Annotated in this window: 22 protein-coding genes and 1 pseudogene; 13 read left to right on the forward strand and 10 right to left on the reverse strand. The window is 71.8% G+C overall.

Annotated elements, in window-relative coordinates:
* Positions 1-19: 19 nt before the first annotated feature.
* Genes ABD346_RS14390 through ABD346_RS14400 form a run of 3 tightly spaced genes read right to left on the reverse strand, consistent with a single transcriptional unit; the run spans position 20 to position 2,156 of the window.
* Positions 20-679 carry a class I SAM-dependent methyltransferase gene (locus ABD346_RS14390; RefSeq protein ID WP_344375010.1) on the reverse strand — a complete coding sequence of 220 codons (660 nt, stop codon included), beginning with the start codon at positions 677-679 and terminating at the stop codon, positions 20-22.
* On the reverse strand, positions 673-1,377 hold the full coding sequence (locus tag ABD346_RS14395) for a TIGR04282 family arsenosugar biosynthesis glycosyltransferase (protein WP_344375011.1): 705 nt from the start codon (positions 1,375-1,377) through the stop codon (positions 673-675). The genes ABD346_RS14390 and ABD346_RS14395 overlap by 7 nt, the downstream gene beginning before the upstream one ends.
* Positions 1,374-2,156 carry a glycosyltransferase family 2 protein gene (locus ABD346_RS14400; protein WP_381229874.1) on the reverse strand — a complete coding sequence of 261 codons (783 nt, stop codon included), beginning with the start codon at positions 2,154-2,156 and terminating at the stop codon, positions 1,374-1,376. Before ABD346_RS14400 ends, ABD346_RS14395 begins: the two co-directional genes overlap by 4 nt.
* 124 nt (positions 2,157-2,280) lie before the next feature.
* On the opposite strand from ABD346_RS14400, the pseudogene ABD346_RS14405 reads away from it, so the two are divergent.
* Positions 2,281-2,964: pseudogene (locus ABD346_RS14405) on the forward strand (response regulator transcription factor); the annotation flags it as partial.
* A gap of 388 nt (positions 2,965-3,352) precedes the next feature.
* On the forward strand, positions 3,353-4,465 hold the full coding sequence (locus ABD346_RS14410; RefSeq protein ID WP_189963212.1) for a sensor histidine kinase: 1,113 nt from the start codon (positions 3,353-3,355) through the stop codon (positions 4,463-4,465).
* Positions 4,466-4,619: 154 nt separating this feature from the next.
* Here ABD346_RS14410 and ABD346_RS14415 read toward each other — a convergent pair whose 3' ends face one another.
* Positions 4,620-5,612, reverse strand: coding sequence for an NAD-dependent epimerase/dehydratase family protein (locus tag ABD346_RS14415; RefSeq protein WP_344375013.1), 993 nt, complete (start codon positions 5,610-5,612; stop codon positions 4,620-4,622).
* A gap of 80 nt (positions 5,613-5,692) precedes the next feature.
* Between ABD346_RS14415 and ABD346_RS14420 the strand changes: the two genes are divergently transcribed.
* The 3 genes from ABD346_RS14420 (at position 5,693) to ABD346_RS14430 (ending at position 7,300) form a co-directional block, all read left to right on the forward strand.
* On the forward strand, positions 5,693-6,004 hold the full coding sequence (locus ABD346_RS14420; protein WP_344375014.1) for a 4a-hydroxytetrahydrobiopterin dehydratase: 312 nt from the start codon (positions 5,693-5,695) through the stop codon (positions 6,002-6,004).
* A gap of 22 nt (positions 6,005-6,026) precedes the next feature.
* Positions 6,027-6,758, forward strand: a complete 732-nt coding sequence (locus ABD346_RS14425) for a class I SAM-dependent methyltransferase (protein WP_344375016.1) — start codon at positions 6,027-6,029, stop codon at positions 6,756-6,758.
* A 146-nt stretch (positions 6,759-6,904) separates the two neighbouring features.
* Complete coding sequence (locus tag ABD346_RS14430; protein ID WP_344375017.1) at positions 6,905-7,300, forward strand: hypothetical protein; 396 nt, start codon at positions 6,905-6,907, stop codon at positions 7,298-7,300.
* Between the two features lie 138 nt (positions 7,301-7,438).
* Here the strand turns inward: ABD346_RS14430 and ABD346_RS14435 are convergent, their stop codons facing one another.
* Positions 7,439-8,302, reverse strand: a complete 864-nt coding sequence (locus ABD346_RS14435; RefSeq protein ID WP_344375019.1) for a Rossmann-fold NAD(P)-binding domain-containing protein — start codon at positions 8,300-8,302, stop codon at positions 7,439-7,441.
* A 106-nt stretch (positions 8,303-8,408) separates the two neighbouring features.
* Here ABD346_RS14435 and ABD346_RS14440 point away from each other — a divergent pair, with 106 nt between their 5' ends.
* Positions 8,409-9,350: an AraC family transcriptional regulator gene (locus tag ABD346_RS14440; RefSeq protein ID WP_344375020.1), complete on the forward strand. Its 942-nt coding sequence runs from the start codon at positions 8,409-8,411 to the stop codon at positions 9,348-9,350.
* Positions 9,351-9,412: 62 nt separating this feature from the next.
* Here the strand turns inward: ABD346_RS14440 and ABD346_RS14445 are convergent, their stop codons facing one another.
* Entirely contained in the window at positions 9,413-9,733 is a 321-nt protein-coding gene (locus ABD346_RS14445) for a hypothetical protein (protein WP_344375022.1), read from the reverse strand.
* A 162-nt stretch (positions 9,734-9,895) separates the two neighbouring features.
* Between ABD346_RS14445 and ABD346_RS14450 the strand changes: the two genes are divergently transcribed.
* Together ABD346_RS14450 and ABD346_RS14455 are read left to right on the forward strand one after the other, a co-directional pair.
* Positions 9,896-10,567 carry a TetR/AcrR family transcriptional regulator C-terminal domain-containing protein gene (locus ABD346_RS14450; protein ID WP_344375023.1) on the forward strand — a complete coding sequence of 224 codons (672 nt, stop codon included), beginning with the start codon at positions 9,896-9,898 and terminating at the stop codon, positions 10,565-10,567.
* Positions 10,568-10,872: 305 nt separating this feature from the next.
* Positions 10,873-11,943, forward strand: a complete 1,071-nt coding sequence (locus ABD346_RS14455) for a S1 family peptidase (RefSeq protein WP_450319450.1) — start codon at positions 10,873-10,875, stop codon at positions 11,941-11,943.
* Between the two features lie 37 nt (positions 11,944-11,980).
* On the opposite strand, the gene ABD346_RS14460 is transcribed toward ABD346_RS14455, so the two are convergent.
* From ABD346_RS14460 to ABD346_RS14475, 4 genes are all read right to left on the reverse strand, one after another.
* The gene (locus tag ABD346_RS14460) at positions 11,981-12,679 is read right to left on the reverse strand and encodes a hypothetical protein (RefSeq protein WP_344375026.1); all 699 of its coding nucleotides are present in this window, start codon (positions 12,677-12,679) and stop codon (positions 11,981-11,983) included.
* Between the two features lie 23 nt (positions 12,680-12,702).
* Positions 12,703-13,173 carry an RICIN domain-containing protein gene (locus ABD346_RS14465; RefSeq protein ID WP_344375028.1) on the reverse strand — a complete coding sequence of 157 codons (471 nt, stop codon included), beginning with the start codon at positions 13,171-13,173 and terminating at the stop codon, positions 12,703-12,705.
* Between the two features lie 81 nt (positions 13,174-13,254).
* Positions 13,255-14,637 carry a S53 family peptidase gene (locus ABD346_RS14470; protein WP_344375029.1) on the reverse strand — a complete coding sequence of 461 codons (1,383 nt, stop codon included), beginning with the start codon at positions 14,635-14,637 and terminating at the stop codon, positions 13,255-13,257.
* 237 nt (positions 14,638-14,874) lie between these two features.
* Entirely contained in the window at positions 14,875-15,711 is an 837-nt protein-coding gene (locus tag ABD346_RS14475; RefSeq protein WP_344375031.1) for an aldo/keto reductase, read from the reverse strand.
* A gap of 350 nt (positions 15,712-16,061) precedes the next feature.
* On the opposite strand from ABD346_RS14475, the gene pqqA reads away from it, so the two are divergent.
* From pqqA to pqqE, 5 genes are read left to right on the forward strand one after another with little or no spacing between them, the layout of a single operon-like run.
* Entirely contained in the window at positions 16,062-16,181 is a 120-nt protein-coding gene (pqqA, locus tag ABD346_RS14480) for a pyrroloquinoline quinone precursor peptide PqqA (RefSeq protein WP_344375032.1), read from the forward strand.
* Between the two features lie 10 nt (positions 16,182-16,191).
* Positions 16,192-17,148: a pyrroloquinoline quinone biosynthesis protein PqqB gene (gene pqqB, locus ABD346_RS14485; RefSeq protein WP_344375034.1), complete on the forward strand. Its 957-nt coding sequence runs from the start codon at positions 16,192-16,194 to the stop codon at positions 17,146-17,148.
* Positions 17,145-17,864 carry a pyrroloquinoline-quinone synthase PqqC gene (pqqC, locus tag ABD346_RS14490; RefSeq protein WP_344375035.1) on the forward strand — a complete coding sequence of 240 codons (720 nt, stop codon included), beginning with the start codon at positions 17,145-17,147 and terminating at the stop codon, positions 17,862-17,864. The genes pqqB and pqqC overlap by 4 nt, the downstream gene beginning before the upstream one ends.
* A complete protein-coding gene (gene pqqD / locus ABD346_RS14495; RefSeq protein ID WP_344375036.1) occupies positions 17,861-18,175 on the forward strand; it encodes a pyrroloquinoline quinone biosynthesis peptide chaperone PqqD in 315 nt (104 codons plus the stop codon). Before pqqC ends, pqqD begins: the two co-directional genes overlap by 4 nt.
* A complete protein-coding gene (gene pqqE / locus ABD346_RS14500) occupies positions 18,172-19,284 on the forward strand; it encodes a pyrroloquinoline quinone biosynthesis protein PqqE (RefSeq protein ID WP_344375038.1) in 1,113 nt (370 codons plus the stop codon). Before pqqD ends, pqqE begins: the two co-directional genes overlap by 4 nt.
* Positions 19,285-19,295: the final 11 nt, after the last annotated feature.

A 19,295-nucleotide genomic window follows, 5' to 3' on the forward strand; every position in this document is an offset into this window, starting at 1 on the left:
GACACGCCCTCCAGCGGCTCTACCGGCGCCGAAGGGCGACGAACGGGCGGCCCGCCGCGGTCCAGCGACCGGCCGGACGCCAGCCCAGCGGCCGGGCGCAGGACAGCAGCGCGTTGGTGCCGAGCCGCGCCCAGGGGAAGTCACCACCCGCCGCACCACTGGCATCGGCGACCCGTACCCGGATCCGCTCGTCGATCTCGTACGGTGCCGTCTCGGCCAGCAACAGGCCGCCGGGGACGACGAGTTGGGCCACGCGGGCGAGCAGCGCCGCCGGGTCGCCGCCGATGCCCACGTTCCCGTCGACGAGCAGCGCGGTGTCCCAGCGCCCCTCGCCCGGCAGCCGGTCGAAGACCGAGCGGCACAGCGCGCTGCCGCCCCAGTCCCGGGTGCGGCGGACTGCTTCGGGGCTCACGTCGACGCCGAGCGCGGCGATCCCCTCGGCGGCGAGGGCCGCCACCAGGCGACCGGGCCCGCAGCCGATGTCCAGGACCGCGCCCCGGCAGCGGCGCAGCACCGTACGGTCGGCCAAGTCCGGCTCCGCACACCAGCGTTCGACCTCCAGCGGCAGCAGCCAGCCGTCGGGCCTGCGCAGGAACAGCGGGCCGCGCCCGGAGCGGAGCGCATCGGTATAGGGGTCGGCGTGCCAGGCGGCCGGGGCGGCGGAGAGCGCTCTCACCATGCGCGGGGCCCGGCGGTGAGGGAGCCGGCCGTCGGAGGCTGGGCGGCGGGGGGCCGAATCGCCGGGGTTCCGGCTGCCAGGGACCGGGCGAAGCGGCCGTGCGGGGCCTCGGCCGCGACCAGCTGGGCGTCGTGCGCGGTGTCCACATCCCGCAGTCGGGCCAGCTCACGCACCGTGAGCCCGGCGTCGTACAGCCGCTGCCGCTGCACGCGTCCGGTCTCGGCCACCGACATCGGCACCCCGAGCAGCAGCGACGGGTCGGGCTCGGTGAGGCCGAGGGCCCAGAACCCGCCGTCCTCGGCCGGTCCGAACCACGCGTCGCCCGGACCGGGGTCCGCCAGCGCGGGTGCGAGCAGTGCCGGGCTCACCTGCGGCGTGTCCATGCCGATCAGCAGCGCGGGCCCGGTGCACGCCGCGAACGCCGCCGCGATCCGCTCGTCCAGGCCGCCCGCACACTGCGGCACCACCTCGAAGCCCTGCGGAAGCCATGACCCCGGCTCGCCGTCGAGTACGAGAAGCCTTCTGCGTACGGGGGTGGCGAGGACCGCGTCCAGGGTGTCGGCGAGCGACGCCTCGGCGATCCGGGCCGCCTCCTCGGGGGTGTACGGCGGGGTGAGCCGCGTCTTGACCCGGCCGGGCACGGGCGCCTTCGCCAGGACGATCAGCGTTGTACCGGATACGGCCGCGGCACCGCTCATCGCGCCACCGCCGACGTGCGCGCCGCCACGGGCGGCTCGGCAAGGACCTTGCGCATGTCGTGCACCGCCTGCCAGGTGCCCCGCCACGTCCCGGTGACCTTCGACTTCCCGGTGCGCGGCCGGTACGGCACCTCGTGCTCGGCCACCTGCCAGCCCGCGTCCGCCGCGCGCACCACCATCTGGAGCGGGTAGCCGCTGCGCCGGTCGGTCAGGCCGAGCCCGAGCAGAGCCTCGCGGCGCGCGGCCCGCAGCGGCCCCAGGTCGTGCAGGCGCAGCCCGGTGCGGCGCCGCAGCATCCGCGCGAGCGCCAGGTTCCCGGCCCGCGCGTGCAGCGGCCAGGCGCCGAGACCCTGCGGCCGCCGCCGGCCGAGCACCAGGTCGGCGGCGCCGGACGCCACCTCCCGTACATAGGGGACGAGCTCGCCCGGATCGAGGGAGGCGTCGCAGTCGCAGAAGCAGACGTACTCGGCCTCGGCCGCGAGCAGCCCGGCGTGGCAGGCCGCGCCGAAGCCGCGGCGGGGTTCGTACACGACGGTCGCGCCCAGCGAGCGTGCCACCTCGGGCGAGCCGTCCGACGAGCCGTTGTCGACCACGACGGCCCGCCAGCCGTCCGGGATCCGGGCCAGCACCCAGGGCAGCGCCTCGGCCTCGTCGAGGCAGGGCAGCACGACGTCCACGGTCACCGAGGCCGGTCCCGGAAGGTCTGCGGACGGGGACTGTCGCGGCGACGGGGACGGGGGCGGGGACGCGGGCGGTGGAGCGGAAGGGGATTCAGTCACGTCCTCACCGTACGAATCCAAAGCGGACAAAACGGATATCAGGTTCTTACGAAACGCGGACATCGCCCGCCCGGGGCCCACCCGGCGCAGACGGACGCCCCCGGGCGGTGCGACGCTGGATTCCATGCACAGCACCGAGAGCCGCATCCTGGTCGTCGACGACGATCCGACCGTCGCCGAGGTCGTCACCGGCTACCTGGAACGCGCGGGCCACACCGTCGACCTCGCCGCCGACGGCCCCGCCGCCCTGCGCGCGGCCACGCGGCGCCGCCCCGACCTGGTGGTACTCGACCTGATGCTGCCCGGCATGGACGGCCTGGAGGTGTGCCGCCGACTGCGCGCCACGGCCCCGATACCGGTGATCATGCTGACCGCGCGGGGCGACGAGGACGACCGCATCCTCGGCCTGGAGATAGGCGCGGACGACTATGTGACCAAGCCCTTCAGCCCGCGCGAACTCGTCCTCCGCGTCGAATCCGTGCTGCGCCGCGCCCGCACCGCCACCGCCCGCCCGGGCCCGCGCATGTCCCGCTCGGGCATCGCCCTCGACCCGGCCGCCCGCACCGCCTCGAAGGACGGCAACGAACTGGCCCTGACATTGAGGGAGTTCGACCTCCTCGCCTACCTCCTGGCCCGCCCCGGCGAGGCCATCTCCCGCGAGCGCCTGATGCACGAGGTGTGGGGCTGGGAGTTCGGCGACCTGTCCACGGTCACCGTCCACGTCCGCCGCCTACGCGGCAAGATCGAAACGGATCCGGCGAAGCCTGTGCTGATTCGTACGGTGTGGGGGGTGGGGTACCGGTTCGAGACGGAGAGTGAGGGCGAGGGGACGGCGGAGGGCAGCGCTGCCGCGGCACATGGTGCGGGGGTGGCAGCACATGGTGCTGAGCCATATAGGGGTCGGCCACATGGGGCTGAGCTCTATGGGACTGAGCCACATGTGGCGGGCCGCCAGCAGGATGGCGCCGAGCCGTATGGAGCCGAGCTTCATGGGCTCGGGCTACATGGTGCCCAGCCACATGGGCGCGAGCCACACGGCGCCCAGCCACATGGGCTCGGGCCACATGGTGCCCAGCCACTTGGGCGCGAGCCACATGGTGCCCAGTCACATGAGCCAGGGCCACATAGTGCCCAGCCCTATGGTGCCGAGCCCAGCGGCACCGGGGCGGACGCAGCCGTCCGCCGCGGAGGCGACCATGGGTGACGTTCTGCTCATCGCCCTGTACGCCTTCCTCGGTGCCGCGGCAGCCGGGCTCGGTGGGGCACTCGCCCTGCGCCTCCTGCGGCACCGTTCGCTCACCGCGTCCGTGGCCGTCGTCGCGGCCGTCGCGGTCATCGCGATGCTGGCCGGCACGCTCGCCGTCGCCTGGGCCATGCTCCTGAACTCCCACGACCTGACGGTGGTGACCGTGGTCGTCGCCATGGCCGCCGTCGCCTCACTGGCCACCGCGCTGCTGCTCGGCCGCAGGGTCGTGGCCAGCAGCCGCCGCCTCGCCCTGGCCGCCCGCTCGTTCGGCGACGGTGGAAGCTTCGACGCCCCCACGGGGCCCGCAACCGCCGAACTCGCCGCGCTGAGCCGGGAGTTGGCGGCCACCAGCGCGAAGCTGACCGAGTCGCGCGAGCGGGAGCGGGCCCTGGAAACCTCGCGGCGCGAACTCGTCGCCTGGATCTCGCACGACCTGCGCACCCCGCTCGCCGGGCTCCGCGCGATGGCCGAGGCCCTCGAAGACGGCATGGCCAAGGACCCGGACCGCTACTTCCGCCAGATCAGAACCGAGGTCGAGCGCCTCAACTCCATGGTCGGCGACCTCTTCGAACTCTCCCGCATCCACGCGGGAGCGCTCTCCCTCAACCCCGCCCGCATGTCCGTCCACGACCTGATCGGCGACGCGCTGGCGGGCGCGGACCCGCTGGCCCGCGAACACGGGGTACGCCTCGTGGGAGAGCGCGTCGACGCGGTGCCGGTCGAGGTGGACGGCAAGGAGATGACCCGGGTCCTCGCGAACCTCCTGGTCAACGCCATCCGGCACACCCCGGCCGACGGCACGGTCGCGGTCGCCGCCGAGGACCGGGACGGCGCGGTCACGCTCTCCGTCACCGACGGCTGCGGCGGCATCGCCGAGGACGACCTGCCCCGCGTCTTCGATACCGGCTGGCGCGGTACCGAGGCACGCACCCCGCCCGGGGGCGCGGGCCTCGGCCTCGCGATCGTCCGAGGCATCGTGGAGGCCCACTCGGGCCGCGCGGAAGTCCGCAACGTGGCAGGCGGCTGCCGCTTCGAGCTGACCCTGCCGGTCGCCCCGGCGTAGGCGCCCCACGGGGCGCGGGGCTGTGACGTCGTGCGGCTCCGCCGCGTGAGCGCGACCAGTTACGACGGCCCGCAGCCGAAAGCCGGGAGAGAGGGGGCCGGGCAAGCGCCCCGGCCCCTTCCGCGCCCTGGGCCACTCACACATGGGCGGCTGCCTACCCCGTAGCGAACTCCGCCATCCCCTCCGCGAACCCCACGACCGGCTTCCAGCCGAGTTCGCTCCGCAGCCGCGCCGAGTCCGCCGTGATGTGCCGTACGTCGCCGAGCCGGTACTCGCCCGTCACCACCGGAGCGGGACCCCCGTGCGCCGAGGCGAGCGCCCGGGCCATCTCGCCCACGGTGTGCGGGGTGCCGCTCCCCGTGTTGTAGGCGGTGAGCGCGCCGGGCGGGCGGCTTGAGAGCGCTTCCAGCGCCACCACATTCGCCTCCGCCACATCCCGTACGTGCACGAAGTCCCGGCGCTGGCGGCCGTCCTCGAAGACCCGGGGCGCCTCGCCGCGCGCCAGCGACGAGCGGAAGAACGAGGCCACCCCCGCATAGGGCGTGTCCCGGGGCATCCCCGGCCCGTACACGTTGTGGTAGCGCAGCGACACCGCCCGCCCGCCCGTCGACCGGGCCCAGGCGGCGGCCAGATGCTCCTGCGCCAGCTTGGTCGTGGCGTACACATTGCGGGGGTCGACCGGGGCGTCCTCCGCGACAAGGCCAGGACTCAACTCGGCTTCGCAGCGCGGGCACGGGGGCTCGAACCGCCCCGCGTCGAGCCACTCGGCCGGCCGGGGCCCCGGGCGTACGACCCCGTGCTCGGGGCACTCGTAGCGGCCCTCGCCGTAGACCACCATCGACCCCGCGAGGACCAGTTCCCGTACCCCCGCGTCGGCCATCGCGGTCAGGAGCACCGCCGTGCCGAGGTCGTTGCAGCTCACATAGGCGGGGGCGTCGGCGAACCCGGTGCCGAGTCCGACCATCGCCGCCTGGTGGCACACCGCGTCCACCCCGACCAGCGCCGCGGCGACGACATCCGGATCCCGGACGTCGTCCCCCGGACGGACCGCCCGGTCCAGGACGAGCGGCTCATGGCCGTGTGCGGCAAGGGCTGTGACAATGTGCGAGCCGATGAAGCCCGCGCCTCCCGTGACAAGTACACGCATAGAGGAGACGCTACGGATGTGGAGCCTCCGCGTCACCGCTCCACCCCGTCATGTCACCACCCCGTAAGGAGTATCTCGACATGCCCGTTGAGCCACTGTCGCAGAAGGACATCGAGGACCGGTTGCGCGAGCTGCCCGGCTGGTCGCTTTCGGACGACCACGACCGGATCTCCCGCAGCTTCCGGCTCGCCAACCACTTCGCCGCGACGGCCATGGTGGTCCATGTGGCGCAGATCCAGGAGGAGCTCGGCCACCACAGCGACCTCACCCTCGGCTACAACACGGTCTCCCTGTCCGTGAACACCCACGACGCGGGCGGCGCCCTCACCGCCCTGGACTTCCAACTCGCCCACCGCGTAGAGGAGATCGCCCCCGGCCACGGCGCGGGGTGACCACGCTCGTACAGTGATCCGCATGCTGGACTACAACGCGGAGGCGGCCCATTACGATGCCACGCGCGGCGGCGTGCCCCGGGCCGAGGCGGCCGCCGACGCCGTCCTCCGACTCGTTCCCGACACCGCCCGCACCCTGCTCGACATGGGATGCGGCACCGGTTCGGTCACCCAGCGCCTGAACCGGCCGGGCCTGCGCGTGCACGGGGCCGATGCCTCGTACGGCATGGCGAGCATCGCCGCAGAGCGCGTCGGCCGCCGGATCGTCCTCGCCGATGTGCACCGACTTCCCTTCCGGGCAGGGGCGTTGGATGCGGTGACCGCGGTGTGGCTGCTGCACCTGGGCCGGATCACGCCACGGTTCATCGTGGCCGAGGTGGCGCGCGTACTGAAGCCGGGCGGAGTGTTCATCACCACCGTGGACAAGGACGCCGCGCACGACGTCGGCTCCGACATCGACGCCCTGCTCACCCCGCACCGCACCGGCATCCCCTCCGACCGGGCCGACCTGATCGAGTCGTACGCCGCCCGGCACGGCCTGACCCCGGTGGCCGAGGCCCGCTTCACCGGACACGGCCAGGGCCGCACCCCACTCGCCGCCGCGGACGCCGTCCGGCAGGGCCGTTTCGCCTCCTGGTTCAGCCTGACGGGCCCGCCCGCAGAGGAACTGGCCGCCGCCCTGGCAGCCCTGCCGGACCCGCACCGGCCCCGGGCGGACCCCGAGTACCGGCTGCTCGCCCTGCGGAAGGGGTGAGAGTGCTCTCGCGTCAACCATTGGGCCGAACGAGTAACAGAGAGTAACTTCCGCGCAGTGGTCGCAGTTCTGTGTCCATGTGGGGCGGCACCATGTGTGAAACGGGCCCCTCACACTGAGTCCACCTCCACACCAGGAGCACCACTGTGATCAAGAAGGTTCTGGCCGGCGCGGCGTTCGCCACCGCCGCCATGATGGCTGTCGCCGCTCCGGCGTCGGCGCACACCAACGGTCCCGAGGCCGAGAGCAGCACCACCAACGCTCACGACAGCATCCGCGCTGCCCGTGCCGGGTCGGGCCCGACCACGAGTGGCACCGGCGGTGCCACGGACTTCGCAACCCGCAACGGCAACACCGCGATCGCCGGTGACGCGGGTGGCATCCTCAACACCTACGGTGCCCCGCTCATCAACATCGACGCTCGCTGCCTGGTGCCGCTGCCGGAGGGCGAGGGCATCGGCGGACACCTGCTCGGCGGCCCGAAGGCGGCCTGCAATGTCGCGCCCGTCGACCAGTTCCAGGCTCCGCAGAAGCTCCTCTGACCGCAGAGGCTTCGCTGACCGTCTCCGGTGACCCCCGATGAGAGCGCCTCTCGTCGGGGGTCACCCTTTGACGGAACCGGCAGCTCGGCGCGGGTGGGCCGACCCCCGTCCGCCCCGCCGGCGCCGAACCCGGCCGGGTCATACGTGCCAGTCGCCCGCCGCTGCCGCCCGACGCGCGAAGTCGGCGAAGTCGCGGGGCTCGCGGCCCAGAACGCGCTTCACACCGTCCGTCGTGGAGGCGTTGTGGCCGTCGAGCAGCATGCCGAACAGCCCGGCCAGCCACTCGGCGTCCGGCCCGGGCAGGCCGTACTGGGTGAGCAACTCCGCGTACTCGGCGCCCGACACCGGCGCATAGCGGATCTCGCGGCCGGTCGCGCGCGAGAGCTGGGCGGTGACCTCCGCGAAGGTGAGCAGGCGCGGGCCCGTCAGCTCGTACGTCTGTCCGGCGTGGCCGTCCTCGGTGAGTGCGGCGACCACGACATCCGCCAGGTCGTCGGCGTCGACCCACGGTTCGGCGGTGTCTCCGGCCGGGAAGGCCACCGTTCCCGCCAGCACGCCTTCGACCATCGCGCCCTCGCTGAAGTTCTGCGCGAAGAACGCGGCACGGAGCACGGTGAGGTCCGGGCACGCCTCACGGAGAGCGCTCTCGGCGCGGGCCGCCTCCGGCTCGCCCCGGCCCGAGAGCAGCACGACCCGGCGCACCCCGTTCGCCGCCGCGAGCCGGCCGAACCGGCGCATCGCGTCCACCGCGCCCGGCGCCGCGAGGTCGGGGTAGTAGGCCACATACGCGGCGTACGCGCCACATAGTGCGGCGCCCCATGTGGAGTCGTCCGCCCAGTCGAAGCGGACCTCACCGGTCCGCGACCCCGACCGGACCGGCACCCCGCGAGCGGTCAGCCGCTCGACCACCCGGTGCCCCGTCTTGCCCGTGCCGCTGGTCACCAGGACCGTTTGCTGCGTCAACTGGCCTGTCCGCTGCGCGTCTTGCGTCGTGTTCGTCATGCGTCCAGCGTCGCCGGACGACCCTGGACTCTCCATGCGCCAGGGGCCAGTCCCCATACGCGTTCGTCTACGCCTCGTGCCGCCCGCCGCGTTCTACGCTGGCCCGATGGACGCACTCGCCGGACTGCTCGACGGACCGCGGGCCAGAGGGGCCTTTCTGCTGCGCATGGTGATGGAACCCCCGTGGTCCGTACGGATCGAGGACCGCGCGCCGATCTGCCTGATGTCGATGACGGCGGGCGAGGCCTGGATCGTGCCCGACCACGGCGAGGCCGTGCACATCGCCCCCGGCGACATCGTCGTCGTGCGCGGCCCCGACCCGTACACCGTCACGCACGCACCGGAGCTCGCGCCGTTCGCCCTGATCGGCCCCGGCGAGACCTGCACCACCCTGCGCGGAGAACCGCTCTCCGACTTCATGGACCTCGGCGTACGCACCTGGGGCAACGCCCCCGACGGCTCGGCCACCATGCTGGTGGGCACCTATCTGATGGAGGGCGAGATCAGCGGACGGCTGCTCGACGCACTGCCGCCGGTGCTGCTCCTGACCGCGCGGGAGTGGAACTGCTCGCTCATGCCGCTGCTCGACGACGAGATCTCCCGCGACGAGCCCGGCCAGAGCGTCGTCCTGGACCGGCTGCTCGATCTGCTGCTCATCGCGGTGCTGCGCTCGTGGTTCTCGCGCCCCGGCGCGGACGCGCCCGCCTGGTACCGGGCGATGGGTGATCCGGTGGTCGGCCCCGGGCTGCGGCTGCTGCAGAACAGCCCCGCGCATCCCTGGACGGTGGCGTCGCTCGCCGCGAAGTGCGGGGTCTCCCGAGCGGGATTCGCGCGCCGCTTCACCGAGTTGGTGGGGGAGCCGCCGATGGCGTACCTGACCGGCTGGCGCCTGGCTCTGGCCGCCGACCGCCTGCGCGAGTCGGACGCCACCATCGAGGCCATCGCCCGCCAGGTCGGCTACGGCGGGGCGTTCGCACTGAGCGCCGCCTTCAAGCGCGTCCGCGGCATCAGCCCCCAGGAGCACCGGGCTCTGGGCACAACCGGCTGAACGTCCGGCCTGTCTCGCGGCGGTTCGCGAGTACCGCCCGGGGTGCAGGCGTGAGAGCGCTCTCACGCCCGGACGATCTGCGAGAGGTCGTCGTCGCCGACCACCTGGAACACCCCTCCGCCGAGCGAAGGGCCGACCAGGCCGGCGAGCCGGTCCATCCGGCGCTGTTCGCTCGCGGCGATGCGCTCCATCCATGAGGGGATGTCCGCCGGGCCGGCGTCGATCAGGGCACAGGTCAGGATCTCCTGCGGGTCGTCGAGGCTGAGCGCGCTCAGCACGCGCCGAGGGTCGCCGGGGAAGGTCTCGTCGGGCAGCCAGGCCTTGCGGAAGGCGGCGTAGTCGACTCCGTCGTTGAGGCGGCGCAGCGAAGTGCCGATCAGCATGGTGAACCTCCGGTAGGGGTGGCGTGGTTGGGCCGTGCGGCGGGGGTGGAGCGGCCGGGCGGCGGTTGGACAACGCTCGATTCTTACGTTGTAAGTTTCGTGCTGGAGATAGAGTGCCCTTACGGCGTAAGAATCGTCAAGCGGCTCGAACAGGAGAATCTGATGGCGGACCGGCGTGCGCGGCCCAAGGCGGGACTCAGCCGCGACAAGGTGCTGGACGCGGCGCTGGACTTCGTCGACCGCGAAGGCGTCGCCGCGCTCACCATGCGCAAGCTCGGCACCGAACTCGGCGTGGAGGCTATGACGCTCTATCATCATGTGGGAAACAAGGGGGAGTTGCTCGACAGTCTGGTCGGCCGTGTGGTGCACCGGGCCGCCGCCGGGCTGCCGCAGGACGCCGTGGATTCACCCGGGGCCGCCGGCGACTGGACCGCGTGGGCCCGCGCCTTCGCCTCCCGGCTGCGGGCCGAACTCCTGCGTCACCCGGGTGTGCTTCCGCTCATCGCCACCCGCCCGCTGAGCTCCGCCGACGATCTGGACCTGATGGAGGAGTGGCTCACCGCCCTGACGGGCGCGGGGCTCGGGCTCGGCCGCGCGATGGACGTCATCAACGCCCTCGCCGCGTTCACCGTCGGCCACACCCTCGCCGAGGCCGGCCGCACCCCGGGGGAGCGTGCGGATGCCCCCGATCTGGACGACGTGGCCCCGGACCCGGCGCGCTTTCCCCTGCTCGCCGAGGTGACGGCCACCCGCGCAGGTCTCGACTTCGCCGAACGCTTCGACCGCACCGTGGACTTCATCCTGGCCGGCTACCGGGACATGCGGCAGGAATGATCCATCCGCTGCCTCATCGGTCCCGTCCCGCCTCAACCCTCTTACGAACCGATCCGGTTCCTTCACGACCGGCTCGCATTCCTCCGCGTACCACCCCTGCTCGCTCTCAAATGCCCCCAACTCCCTTACGTAGCAAGTGAGTTCGTTGCTTGCTGTGCATCGCTGAGGGTACGGATACTCGACGCGGCGAGTTGGCACGGACGCCGGCGCATGCCGGGATCCCGGTCGTCGCGTCCTGGTCATCGCGCCCGACGGGCCCGGCGAACACCCGTGGCCGGGCTCAACCCCCCACAGGAGGTTTCGAGTTGAAGCAGCGATGGATGTCAGGCCGACGTGCGGCCACCGCCGCGGCGGGAGCCCTGGCGCTCGGCGCGACCCTGACGATGCAGAGCGCCGACGCAGCCCCCGCACCGACCGCCGCCCCGCAGTCCGCCGCATCGGCGGGGCAGCTGGCACACCGGATCGACACCACTCTCGCGGGCCGCACGGCAGGCTCGTACTACGACGCCCAGAGCAAGAGGCTCGTCGTGAACGTGCTCGACGCCGCGACCGCCGACAGCGTCCGCACGGCAGGCGCCGAGGCCCGTACCGTCAAGCATTCCCTGAGCCAACTCAACGCATCCCGGCAGGAGTTGAAGGCCAAGGCGTCGATACCGGGCACCTCCTGGTCGATGGACCCGGTCAGCAACACGATGGTCGTCAAGGCCGACCGCACTGTCACCGGTGACCGCCTCGCTCAGCTCAACAAGGTGGTCCAAGGCCTCGGCGACACGGTCACCCTCAAGAGAACGGCCGGACGCTTCCAGCCGCTCATCGCGGGCGGCGACGCGATCTGGGGCAGCAACGCCCGCTGCTCGCTCGGCTTCAACGTCACGGTCGGCGGGCAGCCGTACTTCCTGACCGCCGGGCACTGCGGCAACGCGGTCTCCAGCTGGTCGGACCAGCAGGGCGGGTCGCAGATCGCGGTCACCGAGGCCTCCACGTTCCCCGGCCACGACTACGCGCTCGTCCGCTACACCAGCGACATCGACCACCCGAGCGCGGTCGACCTGTACAACGGTTCCTCCCAGCCGATCAGCGGCGCCCGCGAGGCCACCGTCGGCGAGCAGGTCCAGCGCAGCGGCTCCACCACCGGCGTCCAGGGCGGCCAGGTCACCGGCCTGAACGCCACCGTGACGTACGAGGAGGGCCAGGTCGACGGCCTGATCGACACCACCGTCTGCGCCGAGCCCGGCGACAGCGGCGGCTCCCTCTTCGACGGCAGCACGGCGCTCGGCCTCACCTCCGGCGGCAGCGGCGACTGCTCCTCGGGCGGCGAGACCTTCTTCCAGCCCGTACCGGAAGCGCTCCAGGCGTACGGGGCGCAGATCGGCTGAGGCACCACCTGCGCGTGCGTTCCGGCCGGGCAGGGACTCAGGCGTCGCCCGTCAGCAGGTGCTGGGGCACCGACCGGAACGTCCAGGTGCCGGCCCGGCGCGTGAGGACCCACACCAGGTCGAAGCGGTCGGGCCACTCCCGAGGGACTCCGCCGGCCCGGGAAGCGCCCAGCGCTTCGACGATCGGCGGGATCCTGGAGTGCTCCCAGCAGATGAGCACCGGGGCCGTCGCCGCGAGAGCGGCGGCGGCCAGCTCTTCTTCCCTGCCCTCGGCGAACTCGGTGTTCACCCGCACATGGAGAGCCTCGGCGAGCGGCGTCACCGTCTGCCGCATCCGATGGGCGCCGGCGTCCGGCCCCTGGTCCGCGGCGGCGTAGATGGTGGCGGGGCGGGGGAGCGGCGCCGAGCCGGAACTGGCAGGGGAAGCAGCGCCGTTGGGGACGAAGAGCCGGGGCAGCGCGTGAGAGCGCTCCCAGCCGCGCTCGGTCAGCGACTTCTTGTCCTGCTTGCCGGCTTCGTCGAACCCGGGATCACCGGAGTCCGGCTTCTCGCCATGCCTGATGATCATGATCGTGGTGTCACGCCCGGGGTCGGACGGGGCGGGGCCCGTCGGGGCGGAACCCTTCGACGCGGACTTCTTGCCGTGGCCCGAGCCGCAGCCCGCCGCCACGACCGGCGCGGCCAGCGCCAGGCCCAGCAGCACGGCCCGCCGGTCCGGCCCATTCCTCCGGTTCACCTTCGTACCCCTCCTTGAACCGCTCACCCGACTACCGGCTCCAACTCCCACCACTGCCCAGGGGAGTCGGTGTCCTCCCACTGCTGCACGTTCGCACCGTCCTCGGCCGAACCGTCGGCGACTTCCAGGAGCAGACCGCTGATGTAACTGACCAGGGTGACCCGTCCGGGCACGTCCAAGTGCCGTTCCACGAGCCACTCCTGGGCCCCGAAGTTGTTGGCCTTCCACTGCTGGACGTTGGCGCCGTTCTCGGTGGAGGCGTTGGCGACGTCGAGCCGCTTGCCGCTGTTGACGTTCACCAGATGGTAGAGCCCGCCGCCGCTGTGCACGGGGGAGATGTGCCACTGCTGCGCCGTGGAACCGCTCTCCTTGCCCTGCTGCACATTGGCCCCGCTGCCCCTGGCGCCCCCGTACACCTCCAGGAGCAGCCCGCTGGCCACGTTGCGTACGAGGTAGCGGCCTTCGGGCAGGGCGGGGTTCTGGGTGTCGTTCATGATCTCGAAGGATACGGTCATGACAACGCCGCCGCCCGGAGGAATCGGGCGGCGGCATGGTCACGCGATGGTGCGGTGCCGTCAGTGGTGGCGGCTCTCGCGGGCCAGCGCGGTCACGAAGTGGGCCGCGTCGATGGTGCCGACGCCGGTCGCCATGTCGTAGCCGTTCACCGCGGTGTAGCCGGTGACGCCCTGGTAGCTGTTGTTCGTGCCGTCGTTGACGTCGACGAGGCCGGAGCTCGGCTTGTAGCCCTGGTGCTTGTACAGCGAGTACAGCGCGTCGTTGATGTTGCCGAGGCGGTGGCCTGCGGCCTGGTCGGCGAGGGCGACGATGCCGGAGAACAGGGGGCTCGCCTCGCTCGTACCGCCGGACACGTCCCACCCCACGGCGGTCGGGTCGTAGCTGGAGTACACCCAGGCCCCGCCATTGACCGCGGCGGCCATCGAGATGTCCGGGGTGCCGCGGCGGTTGCCGACGATGCCGCGCACGCCGTTCTGGAAGGACGGGCGCTCGAAGACGTGCGACTGACCGCCGCCGCCCGAGCCGTTGTCGTTGTACACGCTCTCGGGGCTGAGGCGGTTGCCCTTGTCGTCGAGGTGCAGCTGGGTGCCGCCGATCGACGTGACCAGCGGGTCGGACGAGGGCCAGGAGTTGACGCGCTCCTTGTAGTAGCCGCTGCCGTCCGCGGTGTTGTCGGTGGCGCCGCCGTCACCGGACGAGGCGAGCACGGTCACCCCGTGGGCAGCCGCGTCCTTGAACGCGTACCGCAGGTTCTTGATGCTGGAGAAGTCGCCCTTGTCGAAGCCCGGGAACGTGTTCTCCGTGGCGCCGAAGCTCTGGGTGATGACATCGCCGATGCCGTGGTCGATGAGGTGCTTCTCGGCGTCCATCATCTCGGGCAGGCCGGTGACGCCCTCGGTCTCGGCGACCGCGGTCTCGACCAGGATGATCTTCGCGTCCGGCGCGACGGCGTGGGCCATCTCGACGTCGAGCGTGGACTCACCGGCCCAGCCGGTCATGTCCTTGTTCTTGGGGTCCCACTTGGGAACGTTGCCCCACTTGACCACGTCGACCTTGCTGCTGGGAATGCCGTACTGCTTGCTGTACACGTCCAGGTCGTGCTGGATCGTCGGCGAGCCGAAGGAGTCCACGATCACGATCGTGCGGCCCTTGCCGGTGATGCCCGCCTTGTAGAGCGGGTTCAGGTTGTACGCCTGGCGGTACTGCAGCGGTCCGTAGCAGGCGATCTTCCACTTGGCCTGGCACTGCTCGGTGCTGAGCGGGCCGCTGGTCGAGTGGGCGAGGTGCTGCCCGGTGATGGCCGGGACGGGCTTTACCTGCGGGACGGCAGGTGCGGCGGTGGCGGACCCGGACAGCGGGGTGGCTATCACCGCGGCGGCGGCAAGGGCGGTGGCCCCGACTGTCGCTGCTGCGGTACGAGTCCGGGGGCGGGCTATGCGCATGAATGCTCCCTGAGTGGGGTGAAGCCGCGCGGGGCGGTCTTCGCGATCCCATCGGGAAGGTCATGGGCAGGACAAGAGGATTTGTCGCTTGATGCCGAACGCTTTGCCTGGGTGGTGCACTTGAATGAACATTCTTGGTTGGTCCCTGACCAACCAAAGTCAATAAGCGACAAAAGGGGCGCCGTCCGACCGGGTCGGACGGCGCCCCTTTCCTCAGGCGCTGGTCAGCGTGTGTGATCAGGCGCCGAGGTTGAACTCCGCCGGGTTCGGCCCCAGGCGCTTGCCCTCGTCCAGTGCGGCGAGCGCGGCCAGGTCGTCCGCGTCGAGCTCGAAGTCGAAGACGTCGATGTTCTCCTTGATCCGCGACGGCGTCACGGACTTCGGGATCACGACGTTGCCGATCTGGAGGTGCCAGCGCAGCACCACCTGGGCCGCGGTGCGGCCGTGCTTCTGCGCGATCGCGACCACGGTCGGAACTTCGAGGAGCCCCCGGCCCGAACCGAGCGGCGACCAGGCCTCGGTCGCGATGGAGTGCTTGGCGTGCAGCGCGCGCGCCTCGGCCTGGGCGAGCTGCGGGTGCAGCTCGATCTGGTTGACGGCCGGGACCACCGAGGTCTCGCCGAGCAGCCGCTCCAGGTGCACCGGCTGGAAGTTGGAGACGCCGATCGCCTTGGCCCGGCCGTCCGCGTAGATCTTCTCGAAGGCCGCGTACGTGTCGACGTAGGCGTCCTTCGCCGGCACCGGCCAGTGGATCAGGTACAGGTCGACGTAGTCCAGGCCCAGCTTGTCCAGCGAGGCGTCGAACGCCCGCAGGGTCGAGTCGTACCCCTGCTCCGAGTTCCACAGCTTCGTCGTGACGAAGAGGTCTTCGCGGGCGACCCCCGAGGCCGCGACGGCCTTGCCGGTGCCCCGCTCGTTGTCGTAGATCGCGGCGGTGTCGATGCTCCGGTACCCGGACTCGATGGCGGTGGCGACCGCCTTCGTGGCCTCGTCGTCCGGCACCTGCCAGACACCGAAACCGAGCTGCGGCATCTCGACGCCGTTGTTGAGGGTGATGGAGGGGACCTTGCTCACGAGCGGTCGATCCTTACGTCGTCGGTTGGTACTCCCATGGTCAACGAACGAGCGGAGCAACGCATTCCCAACGCGCCCACTCGATCGCACCTGACCTGCGGTTCAGTACCGTTCCTGACTCACCGTTCAGGAACGCGGGATGCGCGGCTCACGATGAATGGCCGATACAGCTCCGACCTTCTCGGTCCGAACCATTGACCATGCCCCGACAAGACGCGACGCTATGGCACATAACTGAACGGCAGACACTCATGTGAACAACGTGTCGGCCCGGCTCAGCCAACTGCTCATGCGTGCGCCACACACCGTTCACTCCTGAACCCCACCTCTCAGGAAGGCAGGTACGCCCCATGAAGGACACGCGGGAAACATCGGAGGAAACGGCGCCCGTCGTGGCCTGGGAGACCCCCGAGTACACGGTCGTCGAGACCGCGCTCGAAGTCACCGGCTACTTCCACGCCGACCGGTAGGCGCCGCGTCATGCTGCTGCAGGTGCTCGGCACCGCGGCGGGTGGCGGAGTCCCGCAGTGGAACTGCGCGTGTCCCGGCTGTGCCGGGGCACGCGCCCACCCGGGGCGCCGCCGCCGGCACGCCTCCCTCGCTGTGAGGTCGGGCGGCCCCGGATCCCGCTGGCACGTCGTCAACGCCGGTCCCGACATCGCCGACCAGATCGAATCCGCTCCCGCCCTGCTGCCCGGCCCGGGATCGCGCGAGACCCCGGTCGCCGGAGTGATCCTCACGGACGCCGAACTCGACCACACCCTCGGCATCGCCCGGCTCCGCGAGGCGGACGGCCTCGTGGTCCGGGCCACCGCACCCGTACGTGACGCACTCCTCGACCGGCTGCGGCTGGGGGATGTGCTCAGCCCCTACACGGCCATCGAGTGGCGCGAACTGAGCGAGAAACCGGAAGCGCTGTCGACGGCTGGGGCTGTGGGGCGTGGTGGGCTGGACGACCGGCTGAACGCGCTCTCGACCCCCGGCCCCATCCAGGTCAGCGCCATCCCCGTCTCCGCCAAACGACCCCGATACGCGGCCGGTCCCGGACCCGGCGACCCCGCCTGGTCGGTCGCGCTCCGCCTGTACGAACCGGCCACCGGCGCCACGGCCGTCTATGCCCCCGCGATCGCCACCTGGTCCGACGCGCTCGACGAAGCGGTGCGGAGCGCCGACGTCGTCATCGTCGACGGCACGTTCTGGGACGACGACGAGCCCGTACGCGGCGGGATCTCGACCCGTACGGCGACCGCGATGGGCCATCTGCCCATCGCCGGGCCGCACGGCACCTCCCGCCGCCTCGGCGCACTCCCCGGCCGCTGCCTCTACACCCACCTCAACAACACCAACCCCCTCAACGACCCCGCGGCCGCCCAGCACGCACGGCTCGCCGAACGCGGCCTGGAAGTCGCCGCGGAGCGGATGGTGATCGAACTGTGAGTGACTCCCAACTCCCGTGGACCGACGGTGAGTTCGAGCGAGAGCTGCGTGCCGTGGTCGAGCAGCGCTACCACGACCGGCACCCCTTCAACATCCGCATGCACAAGGGCGAGCTCGACCGCGAGGAACTGCGGCGCTGGATCCTGAACCGCTTCCACTACCAGCGGAACATCCCCGTCAAGGATGCCCACATCCTCGCCAAGTTCGACGAGCCGCACCTGCGCAGGATGTGGCTGCGCCGCATCCAGGACCACGACGGACCGACCCACGGCACGGGCGGCATCGAACGCTGGCTCCGGCTCGGCGAGGCCGCCGGAATCACCCGCGAACGCATGTGGTCCGGCGCCGAGGTCCTGCCCGGAGTCCGCCTGGCCGTCGACGGCTACGTCAACTTCTGCCGGCTCAACCCGGCCCTGGACGCGGTCGCCGCCTCCCTCACGGAACTCTCCGCGCCCGGCATCATGCGCACCCGCATCGACGCCTTCCGGGACCACTACGACTGGATCGAGCCCGCCGGTCTGGAGTACTTCCGCACCCGTATGGAACAGGGCGGCCGCGACAGCGCCGAAGCCCTGCTCCTGATCAGCGGCTGGACCCGCACCCGGGCGGAGCAAGAACGCTGTGTGGCCGCCCTCGCCTTCAAGTGCGACGTCCTGTGGTCACTGCTCGACGCGGTCGAGCTGGGTGGGTGCGGGGGAGCGGGGGGCGTCGGATGACCGTCACCCGCACCCCGGGTTCCCACCCGCAGGCCGCCTCGGCACCCACGCCCGACCCCGCCTGGCGGCCCGCGCTCGCCCGTCATGTGCTGCTGCGGCACGACCGGGTGCGGGGAGCCGATCTGCTCGTGCTGCCCGAGCGGGTGGTGGTGCTGCACGGCCCGGCGGGCGGCATCGTGCGGCTCTGCGACGGTGAGCGCGATGTGCGGGGGATCGTCGAGGAGCTGGCCGCGCGCCATCCGGAGGCGCCCGTCGCCGCCGAAGTCCCGTTGTTCCTCGGCAGGTTGCGTGAGGAGGGCTGGCTGCGATGACTCCCGTCGAACCACCCTGGGCGCTGCTCGCCGAGCTGACCCACGGCTGCCCGCTGCACTGTGCCTACTGCTCCAACCCGGTGGAACTGGTCCGCCGCAACCGTGAGCTCGATACGGAGACCTGGTGCCAAGTGATGGGCCAGGCAGGAAGGTTGGGGGTCGTCCAGACCCACATCTCGGGCGGCGAACCGCTGCTGAGGCCCGACCTGCCGCAGATCGTCGCGGCTGCCGACGCGGCCGGCATTCACACCCAGCTCGTCACCAGCGGCATCGGCCTGGACGCGGCCCGCCTCGGCGCACTCACCGACGCCGGGCTGCGTTCCGTACAGCTGTCCGTGCAGCATTCCGACGCGCAGGCGTCGGACCGGATCGCCGGGCGGCGCCGCTCCTTCGCCGACAAGGCGCGGGCCGCCGCCGTCGTCCGGGAGGCGGGGCTGCCGCTGGGCCTCAATGTCGTCCTGCACCGCGACAACCTCGACGCGCTGGATGCGATCGTCGGGCTGGGCCTCGACTGGGGAGCCGACCGCATCGAGCTCGCCAACGCCCAGTTCTACGGATGGGCTCTGCTCAATCGCAATCAACTCCTGCCGTCCATAGGTCAGTTGGAGTGCGCGCGGGAGTCCGTCGAGGCGTGGAGGACGAGGCTCGGCGGGCGTACCGAACTCGTGTGGGTGGTGCCCGACTACTTCGACGGCACGGCGAAGCCCTGTATGGGCGGCTGGGGCGCGGTCTCGCTGACCGTCGCCCCGGACGGCACCGTACTGCCGTGCCCGGCGGCCGCCGCGCTGCCCGGGCTCGATCCGCTCACCGTGCGAGAGCGTTCTCTGGAGTGGATCTGGCGGGATTCGCCCGCCTTCAACGCCTATCGCGGCACCGGCTGGATGGCCGACCCCTGCCGCTCCTGCGAACGCCGCGACATCGACTTCGGGGGCTGCCGCTGCCAGGCGTACGCCCTCACCGGCGACGCGGCCCGCACCGACCCGGCCTGCCGACTCGCCCCCGACCACCCACTCCTGCGCGGCATTGTCTCCGAGGGCGCTCTCGGCGCGCCGAGCCCAGCCGTACCCCGGTCCTTCCGCACGGCCGCCGGCCGCGGCGGCCGAGTCTGAACACGAGCCCG

The organism is Streptomyces mauvecolor (genome assembly GCF_039532965.1).
GTDB lineage: Bacteria > Actinomycetota > Actinomycetes > Streptomycetales > Streptomycetaceae > Streptomyces > Streptomyces violascens.